We start from the raw sequence: 20055 nt of genomic DNA on the forward strand, positions 1-20055 counted from the left end.
AGTCAAGGCCGAAAAAAGGGAAATATTATGGATATCGCGGAAGTCGCCAAACTCACGGGGGTGCCGGCGTCGGCATTGCGGTATTACGAAAAGAAGGGATTGATCGCGTCCAGCGGGCGCCAGGGAATACGCCGCACGTTCGGCAAGCAGGTGCTGGATCAGCTGGCGCTGATTTCGCTGGGCCAGTCGGCGGGATTGTCGCTCGATGAAATCCGGTCGATGCTGCTGCCCAATGGGCAGGCGCAGATCGACCGGCAGATATTGGCAGCCAAGGCCGACGATATCGATGCGCAGATCCGGCGCCTGCAAGCGATGAGCGATGGCTTGCGTCATGCCGCCGCTTGTCCCGCCCCCAGCCACGCGGAATGTCCGAAATTCCAGCGATTGCTGAAGGCGGCGGCGTCAGGGGCTATCGAGCGGCGCTGGAAGCAAGTGGAAGTGCCGAAGCTTCCGGGTCACTGACCAGTTCTTTCGGCGCCGGCGGCAACTTCAATGCCGCCAGCAGCGCGTCGATGTCCGCGTGATAAAACCGCTGCGTGGCGTCGTACGGCTTGCTGCATGCAACGTCCACCGGCTGTCCTTGCTCGAGCCCCAGCCGCACCTGCTTGCGCTGGGCGCAGGCCGAACTCAATGCCTGCACCGCATCCGGATCGGACAAGGCATACCCTTCAACCTGCGACACGCGCATGCCGCCTTTCAGCGCACGGCATTGAACACTGCCGTCGACGATGATCACATTCGTGCCCGGGAAATAACTGGCGCCGCCGCAGTCTTCGTGCATCAGCCATTCAAACGCCTGCAACAGCATCAGCTTGCGCTGCGATGCCGTGGGTGCGGCAACATGCGCCAGCGTGGTGGCATCAAACAACGCGCCGAACGCTTGCCGCATCGGCACCTCCTTCTCCAGCAACGCCGGCAGCCAGCGGGCCTGGCAGGCAGCATGCGTCCCGCATTCCAGCGCCTGGGCAAAGTTCGGCATATGGCCCGCCTGCGCGCTCCGATACAGTCCGCTGAACCGCTGCAGCGCCGTATCGCCGCCCTGGCGTGCGGCCAGCGCATACGCATAGGCCGGCAAGCCGCAGCGGTAAGCCAGCCGGCGGCTGCCGATTTCACGTTTATCCAACGCGCGCCACGTGCGCCGTCCCGTCGCCAGCAGGCACTCGGCCAGCGCATCATCGAGCACACGGGCTGCTTCCTGCTTCGACAGCCAGCCATTCTGCACGCCGACCACCCAGCGCAGGAACTCCGCCCCGCCCTCGTGGATCAGGCGCCCGTCCGCATAGTCGTCGAATGCATCGCGCAACTGGAAGCGGTGGCTGAATTCGTGCGACACCAGTAACGTCAATTGCTCCTGGTCGTCATGCGACGGCTGCGCGGGCCAGTTCAACAGTCCCAGCCGCAACACGTCGGCCGCATCGCCATCCACGCCAACGCCGCCGGGCGCTTCCACGCGCGCCGCCGCCAGCACAGGCATGCGGAACGGCGCGTCCGGCATGGCCGATTTCAGGTAGGCGACCGTGCCGCGCGCAACGCGGTCGATGCGCTCCACATTGGACGCGCCCAGCCCCGGGGCATAGTAGCGGATGCCTTCCGGCGCGGCCGTCAATGGCACCGACGACAGCAATACCCCCATGTCGCCGCCATCCTTGACCTCGGCACTGCCCGGCACGATGCGGCCCTGCAATGCCACCTCCTTCGGCGCATGGAATCGGTACGTGACGGGGCCGCACTGCGGGCCCACAGCGAAATTGCTGGTGTGGACATACAGCGTTTCGCCCAGGGGGAATGCGGCCGGGTAGCCGGGCCGGCTCGCAGTCGATGCCGGCACCCGCAGCCGCACCGCTGCGCATGCGTTGTCCTTGCGCAGCAAGGCTTCGCCGTCGGCGCTGCCGCACTGGTCGAGCGCTTGCCATTGGGCGCGGATCGCCGCGCCGTCGCCGCCATGCTTATCGAACGGCAGTTTGCCGCAACCGGCGGGAAGGAAATACGACACCATCAGGTGGTCCGGCGCAGCCATCGTCATGTCGACAGTCACGCCGGATGCACCGGCGGCAGCAAAGGGGGCGGCGCCACTGCCCAGCAGCAGCGCCGCGATCATGGATTTGATTGCCAATTTTGATATCCAATTTATCAAGAACCGGCAATCATAGCGCAGTTAAAACGTCTTGCGTATCCCCACCGAGTAAGTGCGGCCCGGCGAATACTTGGAGAACGTCGCGTTCGGGAACTGGAAGTAGGTGCGGCGCGAGCCGTTGTTCAAGTTCACGATATCAAACGTGATGGTCGGCCAGCCATCGCGGTCCAGCACCTTTTCCAGGTCCACGTTGGACGAGAAGTCCAGCTGCTTGTAATCGTCCGAATACAGCGCCGCGTTGGGAATGCCATTCTGGTTGCCCGACGCCACCTGGCTGCCCTTCGAGAACGTGTGCGACAGGCGCGCCATGTAGCCATGGTTTTCATAGTACACGCCGACGTTGTTGGTGCGTTTCGGCACGCCCAGCGCGACGAAGCCGTTGGAACCCTCGCCGCTGGCTTTCTGGTTGATGAAGGTGACGGTTTCATTGAAGCCGAAGCCGCGCCATGGCAGCAATTTGTCCAGCGGCTGTACCCAGCCCACTTCCAGGCCGCGGATACGCAGGGTGCCGTCCGCATTGCGCGGACGGGTCAGCACCACGGTGGCCGCGTCGGGACCGCCACGCGAATTGATGGCCGCCTGCTGCAGCGGCGTCAGGCTGCCATAGGTGACGCCGAAGGCGGCCAGCGCGGAGAATGGCGTCGTGATGTTTTCATTGACGGTGAAGCCATCGACTTTCTTCTGGAACGCGGTCAGGCTGACATAGCCCTCGCGGCCCGTGTACCAGTCCAGCCCCAGGTCGATGTTGTCCGAGATGTAGGGCTTCAGGCCCGAGTTGCCCACCGAGCCGACGTCGGCCGACACGCCGGAGAAGTTGATGCCCGGCCGCAGCGCATTCGGATCCACCCGCGTCATCGTGCGCGACACGGCGGCGCGCGCCACGATATCGCTGCGCAGGGTCAGCGCGGCGGTCGCCGATGGCAGCACGTTGCTGTAATTGGTTTCCTGGTACACCCATTGGTCCACGTTCGGATACTTGCTGCCATTCTGCGTCAGGTTGGCATTGCGCGGATCGGTCAGCGAGTTGTACGAACCGACCGACTGGCGGGTGCGAACGTAACGCACGCCGCCGTTGTAGCGCACGCCATAACCCAGCACCTTGGTGTCGCCGCTCGCTTCCAGATAGGCGCCCGTGGTGCGTTCACCGATATAGCCCGAGCTGGCGCCGGTCGACGACGACGCCGTGTACGGTGCGGAACTGTTATATGCGTCGTAGTTGGCATCCTTGCGGAAGCGGTCCCAGTCGATCACCGGCATGCCGTGCGGGCCTGCCACGATATAGCTTTGCAGCTTGGCCGCCGGCACCAGCGAACCGCCATAGGTCAGCGGCGTGGTGGCGCCCGCCGTGTAGCCCGTGCCATAGCCCGGATACAGCGCGGCCGCGCTGGCGCCCGGCGTGCTGGCGCCGTCGCAGGTGGGGCCGCCGTTGGGTCCCAGCAGGAACACGCTGGGGTTGTTGCCGCACACGGCGGCCTGCCATGCGCCGGAATTGTCCTGTGCCCGGATGCGGCGGTTGATGTCGTCGTACGCCAGGCCGCCCTTCAGGTTGAAGGCCTTGTCGCCCCACGTCAGGTCCGTGTGGAAGCCCTTGGTGCGGGTCTCGCGCAATTCGTTCTGGATGTTCAGGCGGCCGCCGGCCCATACGTACGACGCCGGGTTGTTCAAGTCCAGGCTCGACACCACGCCCGGCACGCCGCCATCCATCGTGTACGTGATGGTATTGCCACCGTTTTCCGCCGTGATCGGCATCACGGTCGGCGCTTCGTGGCTGAAGCGGCTGCGGTTGAAATTGGCCTGCGCATCGAGTTTCAAGGTCGGCGTCAGTTGCCATTCCATGCCGGGATTGATACCGAACAGGTCGACCTTGTCGCGGCGCGGGCCGTATTCGATAAAGTTGCGCGCGTTCGCGTAAGTGCCGCCCGTGACCACGCAGCCGTTGGCGCAATCGCTGCGATCGACCGTCATGTTCAGCGGGATGGCGGCGTTGTTGCGCACGGCCCAGGTGTAAGCAATGCGCTTCATGTCGTCGTCCTTCTTGCTGTACATGGTGTCCAGGTAGAAGTGCAGTTCCTTGGAAGGACGGTATTCCGTGCTGACGATGGCGGAAATCTTGTCGCGCGTGCCGTAGTAATCCATGGTGCGGGCCAGGCGCGGAAGGATCGCATTGTCGATTTGCTGGATCGTCAGGCCCGGATTGTGCGCCAGCAGGAACGCCTGGTCGATCACGGTGCCCGGCACCAGGCCATTGCCCGCGTTGGCCGGCACGGTAGCCGGGATCGTCCAGTTGCCGCCGCCCGTGTTGTTGCGGGTCGAGGCGGTGTTCTGGGTTGCCGACAGGTTCGGATTGGTCCAACCGACGGTTTCAAAGCCCACCGTGCGCGCTTCCTGGTGCGAGAATGAAATGCCGCCGAGGATACCGAACGTGTCGCCAAAGGTCTTGCTGGCCAGGACCGAGCCACGGCCGCCCGTCTTGTCCGCGATCTTGGCGCGGGTGCCGGTGAAGCTGGTGGCGACGTTGGTGCCTTCCTTGTCAAACGGGCGGGCGCTGCGCAAGTTCACGACACCGGCCGCGCCGCCTTCCAGCATGTCCGCCGTCGGGCTCTTGCTGACGGTGAGCTTGGTGAACAGGTCGGTTGGCAGCAAGTCCAGGTCCACTTCGCGGTTACTGTTCTGGCCATCGATCGGGCCGGACGACGCCACGGCGATCTGTGAATTGTTCAGCAGGATTTTCGTGAAACTGGAACCCAGGCCACGGATCTGGATATTCATGCCCTCGCCCGTCACGTCGCGCGACACTTGCACGCCGGGGATGCGGCTCAGCGATTCCGCGATGTTTTTGTCGGGGAATTTGCCGAGATCTTCAGCGTTGATGGAATCCTGGAAGCCCAGCGATTCCTTCTTGTCCTTGGCGGATGAAATCAGGCTGCTGCGGAAACCCGTCACCTGCACCGTCTGTAAGTCCTGGCTCGATGTCTGCGCATAGGCTTGCGCAATCATGGCCGCCATCACCGTCAATCCGAATGCCACCTGGCGCCGCGCATGCGGCGTGAATACTTGCTTGGTCATGCTGTCTCCTCAGTATATTTGTTAGCGCAACCATCAAAGTGTAGTTCCGCCCAAAACCGAAGTCAACATCTTTAACATAAAATGTTTAGCGCAAACATTTCAGCACGAACAAAGCTGTTGACTCTGTCCGCCAAAGCCATCACACTAAAAATGTTAGCGCTATTTATTCAGTGATAGGCGACTTGCCGCGAACAAGGCAAGCGTCGGCACGGACACGATAAGGAGACAGGAATGAAAGCGATACTCAAGGCCGCCGCATTGGGCGCCCTGCTGTTGGCCGGTGCGGGTTCTGCACTGGCCGATGCGAAAAATCCGAAGATCGGCTTTTCCATCGACGATTTGCGCGTCGAGCGCTGGGCGCGCGACCGCGACTTCTTCACGGCCGAAGCGGAAAAGCTGGGCGCGAAAGTCTTTGTGCAATCGGCCGATGCCAGCGAACAGCGCCAGATAGCGCAAATCGAAAACCTGATTTCGCGCGGCGTCGACGTGCTGGTGATCGTGCCCTACAACGCCACTGTTCTGAATAACGCGATCCGCGAAGCGAAGAAAGCGAAGATCAAGGTGGTGTCGTATGACCGCCTGATCCTCAATGCCGATGTCGATGCCTACATCTCGTTCGACAACGCCAAAGTGGGCGAACTGCAGGCGTCCGCCATCACGCAGCTGAAGCCCAAGGGCAATTACTACCTGCTGGGCGGCGCGCCCACCGACAACAACGCCAAGATCCTGCGCGAAGGCCAGATGAAGGTGCTGCAACCGCTGGTCGACAAGGGCGACATCAAGATCGTCGGCAAGCAGTGGGTCAAGGACTGGAGCGCGTCGGAGGCACTGGCCATCGTGGAAAACGCGCTGACGGCCAACGGCAACAAGATCGATGCGGTGGTGGCGTCCAACGATGGCACGGCGGGCGGCGCGATCCAGGCGCTGACGGCGCAAAAACTGGCCGGCAAGGTCGCGGTGTCCGGGCAGGATGCCGACTTGGCCGCCGTCAAGCGCGTGATCGCGGGCACGCAGGCGATGACCGTCTACAAGCCGTTGAAGGTGATCGCGGCGGAAGCGGCCCGGCTGTCCGTGCAACTGGTGCGCAATGAAAAACCGACCTATAACGCCCAGCTGGATAACGGCTTTAAAAAGGTCGACAGCCTGCTGTTGAAACCCGTGCCACTGACCAAGGCCAATGTCGACCTGCTGGTGCAGGACGGCTTCTACACCAAAGCCCAGCTTTCCTCCAACTGAGCGTACCGATGTCTGACTACCTGCTGGAAATGAAAGGCATCGTCAAGCAGTTCGACGGTGTGCGGGCGCTGGACGGCATCGATATCCGGCTCAGGGCCGGCGAATGCGCTGGCCTGTGCGGGGAAAACGGCGCCGGCAAATCCACGCTGATGAAAGTGCTGTCCGGCGTCTACCCGCATGGCACCTATGATGGAGAAATCATCTGGGATGGCAAGCCGCTGCACGCGAAGACCATCCGCGACACGGAAAAGGCCGGCATCGTCATCATCCACCAGGAATTGATGCTGGTGCCGGAATTGTCGGTGGCGGAAAACCTGTTCCTCGGCCATGAGCTCACGCTGCCCGGCGGCCGCATGGATTACGCGGCCATGAACCGGCGCGCGGAAGCATTGCTGGCGGAGCTGAATATCAGGGATGTCAACGTGGTGCTGCCAGTGAAACAATATGGCGGCGGCCACCAGCAATTGTTTGAAATCGCCCGCGCGCTCAACAAGAATGCGCGGCTGCTGATCCTCGACGAACCATCGTCGTCGCTGACCGCGTCGGAAATCCGCATCCTGCTCGACATCATGCGGTCGCTGAAAGCCAAAGGCGTCACCTGCGTCTACATTTCGCACAAGCTCGATGAAGTGGCGGCCATCTGCGACACCGTCGTCGTGATCCGCGACGGCAAACATATCGCCACCACGCCCATGGCGGAGATGAGCGTGGACCGCATCATCGCGCAAATGGTGGGTCGCGAAATGAACCAGCTGTACCCGACCCGCCTGCATACGCCGGGCGACACCATCTTCGAAGCGCGCAATGTGACGTGCTACGACGCCGACAACCCGCAACGCAAGCGCGTCGACAATATTTCGTTCACCGTCCGCCAAGGCGAAATCGTCGGCATCTCGGGACTGGTGGGCGCGGGCCGCACGGAACTGGTGTCGGCCATCTTCGGCGCCTACAACGGACCGTATGAGGCGGAAGTGTGGCTGGACGGCCGGCGCATCGATACCGGGACGCCCCTGAAAGCCATCCGCGCGGGGCTGGCGATGGTGCCGGAAGACCGCAAGCAGCATGGCATCGTGCCGGACCTGTCGGTCGGCCAGAACATCACCTTGTCCGTGCTGGGCGAGTTTGCGCGCGCCACGCGCATCGACCAGGAAGCGGAACTGAAAGCCATCCAGCAGGAAATCGCCAGCACGCGGCTGAAGACCGCCAGCCCTTACCTGCCCATTACCGGCCTGTCGGGCGGCAACCAGCAAAAGGCCGTGCTGTCGAAAATGCTGCTGACACGGCCCAGGGTGCTGATCCTCGATGAACCGACGCGCGGCGTGGACGTGGGCGCGAAATACGAGATTTACCAGCTGATGCTGGACCTGGCCAGCCAGGGCGTGGCGATCATCATGGTGTCGTCCGAGATGCAGGAAGTGCTGGGGGTATCGGACCGCGTGCTGGTGGTGGCCGAAGGCCGCCTCAGAGGAGACTTTATCAATGACGGACTGACCCAGGAGACAGTCCTGGCCGCTGCCCTGGACGTGTAATCCGTAGGGCGGTTTCGCGCCAGCGAAGCCGCCAAGCAGTACCAAAACGCGAACATTGGCGGCTTCCGCTGCGCGGAAACCGCCCTACCTATTTTGGTGTAACGATGAATATAAAGAAGCTGTTCACCCAATACAAAATGCTGGCCCTGCTGATCGCCATCGCGCTGATCTGGGCCTACTTCAGCTACAAGACCGAAGGCGGGTTCATCACGCCCCGCAACATGTCGAACCTGATGCGGCAAATGGCCATCACCGGCATCGTCGCCTGCGGCATGTCGCTGGTGATCATTGCCGGGGAAATCGATCTATCGGTGGGTTCCTTGTTGGGCTTGCTGGGCGGCGTGGCCGCCGTGCTGGATGTCACCCACCATTTGCCGCTGCCGGTGAATTTACTGGCCGTGCTGGCGCTGGGCCTCGTCATGGGCCTGGCCAACGGCTACCTGACCGCCTACCTCGGCATCCCCTCCTTCATCGTGGGCCTGGGCGGCATGCTGGCCTATCGCGGCATCGTGCTGGGCGTGACGGGCGGGCTGACCATCGCCCCCGTGTCGGACAACATGGTGACGATCGGCCAGGGCTACCTGTCGCCGCAATGGGGCGTGGCGCTGGGGATCGTGCTGCTGGCCATTGCCGCCTTGCTGACGTGGCAGCAGCGCCGCAACCGCGCGGCGCACGCGCTGGCGGTCGCCCCCATGTGGCGCGATGCGGTGAAGCTGGCCGCGGTCGGCGCGGTGCTGGCCGCGTTCGTATCGACACTGAACGCGTACGAAGGCATTCCGCTGCCCGTGCTGCTGTTACTGGCCTTGCTGGGCATATTCACTTATGTCACGACGCAGACGGTATTTGGCCGCCGCGTTTATGCCGTGGGCAGCAACATGGAGGCAACGCGCCTGTCGGGCATCGACGTCAAGGCCGTCAAGCTGTGGATCTTCGGCATCATGGGCTTGATGTGCGCGCTGGCGGGGCTGGTCAACACGGCGCGCCTCGCAGCCGGGTCGCCGTCGGCCGGCACCTCCGGCGAGCTCGATGCGATTGCCGCCTGCTTCATCGGCGGCACGTCGATGCGCGGCGGCTCCGGCACCGTGCACGGCGCGTTGATCGGCGCACTGGTCATGGCCAGCCTGGATAACGGCATGTCGATGCTGGATGTGGATACGTACTGGCAAATGATCGTCAAGGGCGGCATTTTGACGCTGGCCGTGTGGATCGACGTCAGCACCCGCTCCGGCAAGCGCTGATTCCCCGCTTTCTTCAACATCACACCGTATGGTGGCCGCCCTTTGGGTTGGCTGCCACGGGTGTGTGCATCTTTAGCACTTCAACTACTAAATACAAAAAATGAATAACAACCGCCGGCAATTCCTCACTGCTTCCTCCACCCTCGCGGGCATGGCTGCCCTGCCCGCCTCCAGCGTGCTCGCCGCCGCTGCCACGCGCCCCTTGTACAAAGACGCCAGTGCGCCCGTCGCGGCGCGCGTGAAGGACCTGTTGAGCCGCATGACGCTCGAAGAAAAAGCCGCGCAAATGCTGTGCGTCTGGAGTGGCAAGCGCGCCATTGAAGACCAGCGTGGCGACTTCTCCGCGCAACAGGCGTCGCAAGTCTATCCGCACGGGCTGGGCATGATCGCCCGTCCATCCGACCACCAGGGCGGCGCCACGCCCGGCGGCGCAGGGGACGACGGCGCACGCGCCAACCGCAGCGCACGGGAAACCGCCGACTATTCGAACGCCGCGCAAAAGTGGGCGATGGAACAGACGCGCCTCGGCATTCCGTTGTTCCTGCATGAGGAATCGCTGCACGGTTATGCGGCCAAGGATGCGACCAGCTTCCCGCAAGCCATTGCCCTGGCCTCGACCTTCGACACGGCGCTGGTCCGTAAAGTGTTCAGCGTGGCGGCGCGCGAAATGCGGGCGCGCGGCGCCAACCTGGCGCTGGCGCCGGTGGTCGACGTGGCGCGCGAACCGCGCTGGGGCCGCATTGAAGAAACCTTTGGCGAAGATGCGCATGTGTGTGCGGAAATCGGCAAGGCCGCCGTGCTGGGCTTCCAGGGCGAACAGCGCAAGCTGGCCAGGGACAAGGTGTACACCACGCTGAAGCACATGACGGGCCACGGACAACCGGAAAGCGGCACCAATGTGGGGCCGGCGGAAGTCACGGAGCGCACCCTGCGCGAAGAATTCCTGCCGCCCTTCGAGCGCATCATCAAGGAGACACACGTTGCGGCCGTGATGCCGTCGTATAACGAGATTGGCGGCCTGCCATCGCACGCGCACCGCTGGCTGCTGAAGAAAGTGCTGCGCGACGAATGGGGTTTCAAGGGTGTGACGGTGTCCGATTACCTGGGCATCCAGGAACTCATCACGCGCCACCGCCTGGCCGACACGCCCCAGGATGCGGCCGTGCATGCCGTCAAAGCCGGTGTCGATATCGAAACGCCAGATGCCTTTGGCTACAAGCTGCTGCCGCAGCTAGTGAAGGAAAAACGCATTTCCGAGGCGGAAATCGATGCGGTGGTGGCGCGCATCCTGGAATTGAAGTTCTATTCCGGCCTGTTCGAGCAGCCGTATGTCGACGCCTCGCAGGCCGAACAATTGACCGCCACGCCGGACGCGGTGGCGCTGGCGCGCGAAGCGGCCGTGCGCGCTTGCGTACTGCTGAAGAACGACAAGGGCGTGCTGCCGCTGAATGCGAAAAAGGTAGGAAAAGTGCTGTTGCTGGGCACCCACGCAAAGGATTGCCCGATCGGCGGCTATTCCGACGTCCCGCGCCACGTGGTGTCGATTTATGAAGGATTAAAAGCGGAAAGCGAGCGCCAGGGTTTCCCGTTCGCCTACGCCGAAGGCGTGCGCATTACGGAAGAACGCCTCTGGGGCAAGGATGAAATCAAGTTCACGCCGCCGGAAGTCAATGCGAAGCTGATCGCCGAAGCCGTGGCGGCAGCCCAATCCGCCGACACCATCATCATGGTACTGGGCGACAACGAACAGACCAGCCGCGAAGCGTGGTCCGACCAGCACCTGGGCGACCGCCAGTCGCTGGATTTGATGGGCCAGCAAAACGCGCTGGCGCAAGCCATCTTCGACCTCGGCAAACCAACGGTGGTATTCCTGCTCAACGGCCGTCCATTGTCCGTCAACCTGCTGGCCGAACGCGCCGACGCGCTGATCGAAGGGTGGTACCTGGGCCAGGAAACCGGCCATGCGGCGGCGGACCTGTTGTTCGGCCGGGCGAACCCGGGCGGCAAGCTGCCCGTCACGATTGCCCGCAACGTCGGCCAATTGCCGATGTTCTACAACCACAAGCCTTCCGCGCGGCGCGGCTATATCGATGGTTCGACTAAACCGCTGTACCCGTTCGGCTTTGGCCTCAGCTACACGACGTTCGCCTTTTCCGCACCCGTGCTGTCGCAGGCGTCCATTGCGCGCAACGGCGCCACCCAAGTGGCCGTGAACGTCACCAATACGGGCAAGGTGGCGGGCGATGAAGTGGTGCAGCTGTATATCCGCGACGACATCAGTTCCGTCACGCGTCCCGTGCTGGAACTGAAAGGCTTCCAGCGCATCACGCTGGCGCCGGGAGAAACCCGCACCGTCACGTTCGACATCGGTGTGCCGCAGCTACAGTTCCATAACGCGCAAATGCAGCGCGTGGTGGAACCGGGCAGCTTTACGGTGTCGGTCGGGCCGAATAGCGTGGAGTTGAAGCAGGTGAAATTGATGGTGGTGTGACACTGACATGCGGTGGCGGTCAGCGCAACGCCAGCGCCGTCCGTCCCGAACCACCACCGCTGCCGCTGCCGCTGGTATCGAGCTTGAACGTCCCGATCACCTGCTCCAGCTGCGCCGCCTGCTCCTGCAGCGACTGCGCGGCGGCAGCAGCTTCCTCCACCAGCGCGGCATTTTGCTGGGTCGCGTCATCCATCTGCGTGATCGACAAATTGACCTGGCCGATGCCGTCGCTCTGCTCATGGCTGGCGGTGGTGATTTCCGCCATCAGCGTGGCCACGTGCTGCACGGATTTCACGATGTCGCTCATGGCGTCGCCCGCCGTATCGACCATCTTGCCGCCTGCTTCCACCTTGCCGACGGAGTCCACGATCAATTCCTTGATTTCCTTGGCCGCGGCGGCGGAACGCTGCGCCAGCGAGCGCACTTCGGACGCCACCACCGCAAAGCCCCGGCCCTGTTCACCGGCGCGGGCCGCTTCCACGGCCGCGTTCAAGGCCAGGATATTGGTCTGGAACGCGATGCCATCGATGACGCCAATGATGTCGGACATTTTTTGCGAACTGGCCGTGATCTGGCCCATCATGTCCACCACGCTGGCCACCACCTGGCCGCCCTTGACGGCGGCATTGGTGGTCTCCGCCACCAGCTTGTTGGCTTCTTCGGCGTTGGCGGAATTCTGCTTGACGGTGGACGTCAGCTCTTCCATCGCGGCAGCGGTTTCCTCGAGGTTCGATGCCTGGTGTTCGGTGCGGGCCGACAAGTCGAAATTACCGGAAGCGATTTCGGACGACGCGGTGGAAATCATCGCCGTGCTGTCGCGTACTTTCAACATCGTGCTGTTCAGCGATGACACGAACTTGTTGAACGCGTGGGCCAGCGCGCCCACTTCATCTTCGGATTCCACCGGCATGCGGCGGCTCAGGTCACCTTCACCGCTGGCGATTTCCGTCAGCATTTCCGCCGCATGGGCGACCGGCGCGGCAATGGCGCGCGCCACGAAGAAGATGGCGATCATGCCGATACCGCCCCCAATCAGCGCGCCGACCAGTGCGGAAATCATGGCCGAGCGGCCGATATTGCCCAGCACTTCGGATTCCGGCACTTCCGCGATGACATAGGCATTCAATTCCGGGATGAAGGACGACGCCACGAATTGCGGCCCCCCCTCTCCTTTGAAGCGCCCATGGGCGAATTTCTGGCCGCCCAGCAGTTCTTTGGCCAGGTCGGCGCTGAAGCCCGGCATATCTTTCAGAAAGTGCTTGCCATCGACCAGCGCGGGATTGCGGTGCACGAGGATGGCGCCGTTCGGCCGCACCAGCGCGACGGATCCGGATTTGCCCAATTTGTAGCTGCGGATGGTGTCCGCCAGCGTATTGACGGCCAGGCCCAGTCCCGCCACGGCCAGCTTGCCGCCGGCCGTCTGCACGCGGGTATTAATGAACAACATGTATTTGTCGGCGCTGACATCCTTGTCGATGTCCAGCGTGTACGGCAAACCGCCGTTGAGGAAACCGTAAAACCACTGGTCGCTGGCCTTGTCCTTCGACAGCGTACGGTCATAGCCCGCATCCGTGAAGTATTTACCGGTCGCATGCGACACCCAGAATACCGTGGCGGCGTTGTTTTTGGATTTCAGCTGCTTCGCATACTTTTTCCAGGCTTCCGCCCCCTCGTCCGGCAAGCCAGCCTCTTCCCAGTCATGCAGGAAAGTATCGTTGGCCAGCGTTTGCGACACCGACAGCGGCTGGTTAATCTGGCGCAGGACGTCGTTGCGGATTTCACCGATTTGCGCCGGCAATTCCTGCTCGACCACGCGCACGCGCGCGTTCTCGCTGGTCATATAGACGCTCAGTGACGAAGAAATCAGAATGAATAGTAACAAGCACAAACCCATGGCGAGCATAAGTTTGTTCTTGATGGACAGTCGTCGCAGCAAGGCCATTGGAGCACTCCCGATATTTTATGAGTGGCCGTTCCTTGATAGCCGGCCTTTATTTAAGTGTACATAGAACCCTTATATGCACGCACTTATTTTGCTTCATTTGTTGCGCGTCCAGTAGCCCGATTGCGCGTATACCTGCTTTAACTCGTCTATAAAGAAACGTATCTTGGCAGGCAAGTGTCTTTGTTGTAGATAAACCGCCATGATGTCGTAATCGGGCAACGCGAAGTCGTCCAGCACGGTGATCAGGCTGCCCTCGGCCAGCTGAGACTGGATCTCCCACGTCGAGCGCCACGCCAGCCCCAGCCCTTCGCACGCCCAGCGGTGCAACAGTTCGCCATCATTGCAATCGAGGTTGCCTTGCACTTTCACGGTGACGGGTTTGCCGCCCTGCTGGAAGTACCAACCGCGCTGCTGGCCGCCCTGCAGGTTGAACGCCAGGCAATTGTGGTGCGCCAGGTCGTCCAGGGTGCGGGGAATACCCATGCGGTCAAAGTAATCCGGTGTCCCGCATACGACACGGCGGTTCTTCGCCAGCCGCACCGCCACGAAGCTGGGATCGATGACGCCGCCGATGCGGATACCCAGGTCATAACCCTGCCGCACCAGGTCGATCACCTGGTCGGTCAGGTTGAACGACAACTGCACGTCCGGATTTTTTTTCAGGAAGGCCGGCGCGTGCGGCGCAACATGCTGCCGCCCGAACGACGCGGGCGCCGACACGATCAGGTGGCCGGTGGCCTTGTGCCGCCCTTCCGCGATATTGCGCTCCGCCACGTCGAAATCAGAGAGCAGTTTGCGGCAATCGTCGAGGAACACATTGCCCTGTTCCGTCAACGTCAAATGGCGCGTGGTGCGGTGCATCAGCTTGACGCCGAGGCGTTTCTCCAACGCATCAATTCGGCGTCCCAGCATCACCGGCGTAATGTTTTGCACCAATGCGGCCGCCGCCAAAGATCCTTTTTCGACCACCGCCACGAAGGCTTCGATTTGTTTGAATTTATCCATGTCAACATTATTCCATACTTGGAGTATCGAATAAACCGATTGTTTGTGGTCTTATCAAGCGAAGTCATCGCCTATAGCATACAAAACATCCGCAACAGGTTCACAAACCAACAAACACTCAGGAGAACAGAAATGGCAAAGATGAAGGCAGCTGACGCAGCCGTCCACGTGATGCAGAAAGAAGGCATCAATGTCGCTTTCGGCGTACCGGGCGCAGCAATCAACCCACTGTACGCCGCGCTGAAGCGTAACGGTACCATCAAGCACGTGCTGGGCCGCCACGTTGAAGGCGCTTCGCACATGGCTGAAGGTTACACCCGTGCCGCTCCAGGCAACATCGGCGTCTGCATCGGCACCTCTGGTCCTGCCGGCACCGACATGATCACCGGCCTGTACTCCGCACAAGCCGACTCGATTCCTATCCTGTGCATTACCGGCCAGGCACCGCGCGCCCGCCTGCACAAGGAAGACTTCCAGGCAGTGAACATCGCTGAAATCGCCAAGCCAGTGACCAAGTGGGCCACCACCGTGCTGGAACCGGCACAAGTGCCACGCGTGTTCCAGCAAGCATTCCACCTGATGCGCTCCGGCCGTCCAGGTCCGGTGCTGATCGACCTGCCATTCGACGTGATGCAAGCCGAGATCGAATTCGATCCGGACACCTACACCCCGATGGAAGTGTACAAGCCACGTGCTTCCCGCGCCCAGATCGAAAAAGCGCTGGAAATGCTGAACGACGCGGACCGTCCACTGATCACCGCCGGCGGCGGCATCATCAACGCCAACGCATCGGCACTGCTGCAGGAATTCGCTGAAATCGTCAACGTGCCTGTGATCCCGACCCTGATGGGCTGGGGCACCATCCCTGACGACCACCCGCTGATGGCTGGTATGGCCGGCCTGCAAACCTCGCACCGTTATGGCAACGCCACCGTGCTGGCTTCGGACTTCGTCTGCGGTATCGGTAACCGTTGGGCCAACCGCCACACCGGCTCGGTCGAAGTGTTCACCGAAGGCCGTAAATTCGTCCACGTGGACATCGAGCCAACCCAGATCGGCCGCGTCTTCGGTCCGGACCTGGGCATCGTGTCCGACGCAGGCTACGCATTGGAACTGTTCGTCGAAGTGGCGAAAGAGTGGAAAGCCGCCGGCAAGCTGAAAGACCGCACCGGCTGGGTACACCAGTGCCAGGAACGCAAGCGCACCATGCTGCGTAAGACCGACTTCGACCAGGTGCCAGTGAAGCCACTGCGCGTGTACGAAGAAATGAACAAATACTTCGGCCGCAACACCCGCTACGTGTCCGCCATCGGCCTGTCGCAAATCGCCGCCGCGCAATTCCTGCACGTGTACGAGCCACGCAACTGGATCAACTGCGGCCAGGCCGGTCCTCTGGGCTGGACCATCCCTGCGGCGCTGGGCGTGCGGACTGCCGATCCGAAGACCGACATCGTCGCGATTTCCGGTGACTACGACTTCCAGTTCCTGATCGAAGAACTGGCCGTGGGCGCGCAATTCAAGCTGCCGTACATCCACGTGCTGGTCAACAACTCGTACCTGGGCCTGATCCGTCAATCCCAGCGCGGCTTCGACATGGATTACTGCGTGCAGCTGGCGTTCGAAAATATCAACTCGCCGGAAGTCAACGGCTACGGCGTCGACCACGTCGCTGTCGTCGAAGGCCTGGGTTGCAAGGCGATCCGTGTGCACAACCCTGACGACATCATCCCTGCCTTCGAGAAGGCGCGTGAACTGATGGCGCAGTACAGCGTGCCGGTCGTGGTGGAAGTGATCCTGGAGCGCGTGACCAATATCGCGATGGGCACCGAGATCAACAACATCACCGAGTTCAACGAAGTGATCGACCTGAAGTAATTGAAGTAATTGGCAGCACGGCGGGGGACTCGCCTCCCCCGCATGTAACACCAGACGATATACAAAAAGGACATACGACATGCCAAAGTTCGCCGCCAACCTGACCATGCTGTTCAATGAACTGCATTTCCTGGACCGCTTCAGCGCCGCCGCGCGCGCCGGTTTCAAAGGGGTCGAATTCCTGTTCCCGTACGATTTCGAGCCGGAGCAACTGGCTGAAAAACTGCACCAGTTCCAGCTGGAGATGGTGTTGCACAACCTGCCGGCCGGCCACTGGGCGGGCGGTGAACGCGGTATCGCGTGCCTGCCGGACCGTATTGCCGAGTTCGAGCAAGGCGTGGAACAAGCGATCCGCTATGCCAAAGTACTGAAAACCCAGCGCATCAACTGCCTGGTCGGCATTCCGCCAGCCAACGTGGAAAAGCAAAAAGCGCAAGACACGCTGGTGCGCAACCTGAAGTTCGCCGCGAAAGAGCTGAAAGCCGCCGGTATTCCGCTGCTGATCGAACCGATCAACACCTTCGACATTCCCGGCTTCTTCCTGTCGGGCACGAAACAAGGCCTGGACCTGATCGAAGCCGTGGGTTCGGACAACCTGTTCCTGCAGTACGACATCTACCACATGCAGCGCATGGAAGGCGAGCTGGCGAACACCATCAAGAACAACCTGTCCGTCATCAAGCACATCCAGCTGGCTGACAACCCGGGCCGCTTCGAACCCGGCACCGGCGAGATCAACTACCGCTTCCTGTTGAACTACCTGGATGAAATCGGCTACGACGGCTGGGTCGGCTGCGAATACAAGCCGAAGAACGGCACCGTGGACGGCCTGGGCTGGCGCCAGGCACTGGCTTCGTAATACCTGCAATTATGTGGATGCCCGGCCTGAAGGCCCGGCACCCATGTCTTCCCAACAACTACTAGGAGAATTTATCATGGCAAAACTCGGTTTTATCGGCCTGGGCATCATGGGCGCACCAATGGCTGGCCACCTGCAAGCCGGCGGTCACAAGCTGTACCTGCACGACGTGAAAAACCCGCCGGCATCGCTGGTTGAAGGCGGCGCGACCGTCTGCACCTCGGCTGCCGAAGTGGCCAAGCGCGCCGACATCATCTTCCTGATGGTGCCGGACACCCCGCACGTGGAAGAAGTGCTGTTCTCGGAAGAAGGCATCGCCGCCGGCCTGACCGCCGGCAAGATCGTGGTCGACATGTCGTCGATCTCGCCGATCGCCACCAAGGAATTCGCCAAGAAGATCAACAAGAAGTCCTGCGCTTACCTGGACGCGCCAGTGTCCGGCGGCGAAGTGGGCGCCAAGGCCGCATCGCTGACCATTATGGTTGGCGGTCCTCAGGAAGCCTTCGACACCGTCAAGCCACTGTTCGACCTGATGGGCAAGAACATCACGCTGGTGGGCGGCAACGGCGACGGCCAGACCACCAAGGTGGCGAACCAGATCATCGTGGCGTTGAACATCCAGGCTGTTGCTGAAGCCCTGCTGTTCGCCTCGAAAGCCGGCGCCGATCCAGCCAAAGTGCGTGAAGCGCTGATGGGTGGTTTCGCATCGTCCCGTATCCTGGAAGTGCACGGCGAGCGCATGGTGAAGCGTACCTTCAACCCTGGCTTCCGTATTTCGCTGCACCAGAAGGACTTGAACCTGGCGCTGCAAGGCGCGAAAGCCCTGGGCGTATCGCTGCCGAACACCTCGGCTACCCAGGAATTGATGAACGCCTGCGCCGCCAACGGTCTGTCCGGTCTGGACCACTCGGCCCTGTGCCAGGCCATCGAACTGATGTCCAACCACAAAATCGCACAAGGTTAATTTGTGCCAGTAAAAGCGGGGCGCTGCCCCGCTTTTTTTACGCCTGAATTTCCGCCGTCGCGGCAACCATCGTAGGGCGGGTTTTACAAACCCGCCATGGTGGCGCCGTCGAAACGCTCGCACGGCGGCTTTGTAAAAGCCGCCCTACGGATAATCAACACCTGATACAAAGATTTATCATGCGCCGTGAACGTAAAGCCAAAATTGTAGCCACCCTGGGTCCAGCCAGCGCCGAACGCGCCGTCATCCAAGCCTTGTTTGAAGAGGGCGCGGATGTATTCCGTTTCAACTTCAGCCACGGCAGCCACGCCGACCATCAAGCGCGCCACGACATCGTGCGCGCCATCGAAAAAGACCTGGGCCGTCCGATCGCCATCCTGGCCGACCTGCAAGGCCCGAAACTGCGCATCGGCCAGTTCGCCGGCGGTAAAGTCACGCTGCAGGCCGGCGCGGTATTCACACTGGACCGCAATCCGGAGCCAGGTAACGAAAACCGCGTGTGCCTGCCGCACCCGGAACTGTTTGAAGCGGTCCGCGCGGGCCAGGCCCTGCTGATCGACGATGGCCGCGTGCGCCTGAAAGTCACCGACAGCGGCGACGATTTCATCCGCACCCAGGTGGTCAACACGGGCGTGCTGTCGGACCGCAAAGGCGTCAACGTGCCGGACGCGGTACTGCCGATTCCCGCGCTGACGGAAAAAGACCGGCGCGACCTGTCGTTCGCGCTGGAACTGGGCGTAGACTGGATCGCGCTGTCGTTCGTGCAGCGCCCGGAAGACGTGATCGAAGCCAAGGAACTGGTCAAGGGCCGCGCCGGCGTGCTGGCCAAGCTGGAAAAGCCGCAGGCCCTGGAGCGCCTGGAAGAAATCATTGAACAATCCGACGCGGTCATGGTGGCGCGCGGCGACCTGGGCGTGGAATTGCCGCCGGAGCGCGTGCCGGGCGTGCAGAAACGCATCGTGCGCCTGTGCCGCAAGCACGGCAAGCCGGTGGTGGTGGCGACGCAAATGCTGGAATCGATGGTGACGGCGCCGGTGCCGACCCGCGCCGAAGCGTCCGACGTGGCCAATGCCGTCTACGAAGGCGCGGACGCCGTCATGCTGTCGGCCGAATCGGCCAGCGGCCTGTACCCGGTCCAGGCCGTGGCCATGATGAACCGCATCATTTCCGAAGTGGAGCGCGATCCGCTGTACCCTGCCATGATCGACGCGCAGCGCGACAACTCCGCGCCGGTCAACGCCAACAAGGGCGACGCCATCAGCTCGGCGCTGCGCGATGTGACCCGCATCATGGGCGTGACGGCGACTGTCGCCTACACCACGTCCGGCCACAGCGCCCTGCGCACGTCGCGCGAGCGTCCGCTGGTGCCGATCGTCTCGATCACGCCGAGCCAGGAAACCGCGCGCCGCCTGGCGCTGGCATGGGGTGTGCACAGCACCGTCAGCACCAACGTGTACACGGTCGATGAAATGGTGGCGGCAGCCTGCCGCACCGCGCTGGCAGAAGGCTTCGTGAAGCCGGGGGACCAGGTGGCGATCGCCGCCGGTACGCCGTTTGGCCAGCCGGGCACCACCAACCTGCTGCGCCTGGCCGAGATCTGGCCTCAGTAACAGGATAAGGTGTCCGCCGCCGATTGGCGGTGGACATCTTGAAGCGCCATTATTCTGCAATTATTTGATTTGCATCAAACAATTCATCATTGATCTCAACATA

At 62.0% G+C, this 20055-nt stretch carries 13 protein-coding genes; 9 read left to right on the forward strand and 4 right to left on the reverse strand.

Translation table 11 applies throughout. The features are described 5' to 3' along the window. Positions 1-27: 27 nt before the first annotated feature. Positions 28-462, forward strand: coding sequence for a helix-turn-helix domain-containing protein (locus tag GJ700_RS19160; RefSeq protein ID WP_154376817.1), 435 nt, complete (start codon positions 28-30; stop codon positions 460-462). Here the strand turns inward: GJ700_RS19160 and GJ700_RS19165 are convergent. Both GJ700_RS19165 and GJ700_RS19170 read right to left on the reverse strand, forming a co-directional pair. Continuing rightward, complete coding sequence (locus GJ700_RS19165) at positions 410-2113, reverse strand: hypothetical protein (RefSeq protein ID WP_154376819.1); 1704 nt, start codon at positions 2111-2113, stop codon at positions 410-412. The two genes, GJ700_RS19160 and GJ700_RS19165, sit on opposite strands and share 53 nt — an antisense overlap. Positions 2114-2155: 42 nt before the next feature. After that, positions 2156-5200 carry a TonB-dependent receptor gene (locus tag GJ700_RS19170; RefSeq protein ID WP_154376821.1) on the reverse strand — a complete coding sequence of 1015 codons (3045 nt, stop codon included), beginning with the start codon at positions 5198-5200 and terminating at the stop codon, positions 2156-2158. 231 nt (positions 5201-5431) lie between these two features. Here GJ700_RS19170 and xylF point away from each other — a divergent pair, with 231 nt between their 5' ends. From xylF to GJ700_RS19190, 4 genes are all read left to right on the forward strand, one after another. Further along, positions 5432-6436, forward strand: coding sequence for a D-xylose ABC transporter substrate-binding protein (xylF, locus tag GJ700_RS19175; RefSeq protein WP_154376823.1), 1005 nt, complete (start codon positions 5432-5434; stop codon positions 6434-6436). Positions 6437-6444: 8 nt separating this feature from the next. Next, positions 6445-7965 (forward strand): D-xylose ABC transporter ATP-binding protein, encoded by a 1521-nt coding sequence (gene xylG / locus GJ700_RS19180; RefSeq protein WP_154376832.1) that lies wholly within the window; start codon positions 6445-6447, stop codon positions 7963-7965. Positions 7966-8069: 104 nt separating this feature from the next. Then, entirely contained in the window at positions 8070-9203 is a 1134-nt protein-coding gene (locus tag GJ700_RS19185) for a sugar ABC transporter permease (RefSeq protein ID WP_154376834.1), read from the forward strand. Between the two features lie 100 nt (positions 9204-9303). Next, complete coding sequence (locus GJ700_RS19190; protein ID WP_154376836.1) at positions 9304-11694, forward strand: glycoside hydrolase family 3 N-terminal domain-containing protein; 2391 nt, start codon at positions 9304-9306, stop codon at positions 11692-11694. Between the two features lie 19 nt (positions 11695-11713). On the opposite strand, the gene GJ700_RS19195 is transcribed toward GJ700_RS19190, so the two are convergent. Continuing rightward, entirely contained in the window at positions 11714-13636 is a 1923-nt protein-coding gene (locus GJ700_RS19195; protein ID WP_154376838.1) for a methyl-accepting chemotaxis protein, read from the reverse strand. 96 nt (positions 13637-13732) lie between these two features. Beyond that, on the reverse strand, positions 13733-14644 hold the full coding sequence (locus GJ700_RS19200; RefSeq protein WP_154376840.1) for a LysR family transcriptional regulator: 912 nt from the start codon (positions 14642-14644) through the stop codon (positions 13733-13735). Positions 14645-14776: 132 nt separating this feature from the next. Here GJ700_RS19200 and gcl point away from each other — a divergent pair, with 132 nt between their 5' ends. The 4 genes from gcl (at position 14777) to pyk (ending at position 19952) form a co-directional block, all read left to right on the forward strand. Then, on the forward strand, positions 14777-16519 hold the full coding sequence (gene gcl / locus GJ700_RS19205) for a glyoxylate carboligase (protein WP_154376842.1): 1743 nt from the start codon (positions 14777-14779) through the stop codon (positions 16517-16519). Positions 16520-16598: 79 nt separating this feature from the next. Beyond that, positions 16599-17378, forward strand: coding sequence for a hydroxypyruvate isomerase (gene hyi, locus GJ700_RS19210; protein ID WP_154376844.1), 780 nt, complete (start codon positions 16599-16601; stop codon positions 17376-17378). A 76-nt stretch (positions 17379-17454) separates the two neighbouring features. Continuing rightward, entirely contained in the window at positions 17455-18342 is an 888-nt protein-coding gene (gene glxR, locus GJ700_RS19215) for a 2-hydroxy-3-oxopropionate reductase (protein ID WP_154376846.1), read from the forward strand. 179 nt (positions 18343-18521) lie between these two features. Beyond that, the gene (gene pyk, locus GJ700_RS19220; RefSeq protein WP_154376848.1) at positions 18522-19952 is read left to right on the forward strand and encodes a pyruvate kinase; all 1431 of its coding nucleotides are present in this window, start codon (positions 18522-18524) and stop codon (positions 19950-19952) included. Positions 19953-20055: the final 103 nt, after the last annotated feature.

Source organism: Pseudoduganella rivuli (genome assembly GCF_009674485.1).
Classification (GTDB): domain Bacteria; phylum Pseudomonadota; class Gammaproteobacteria; order Burkholderiales; family Burkholderiaceae_D; genus Rugamonas; species Rugamonas rivuli_B.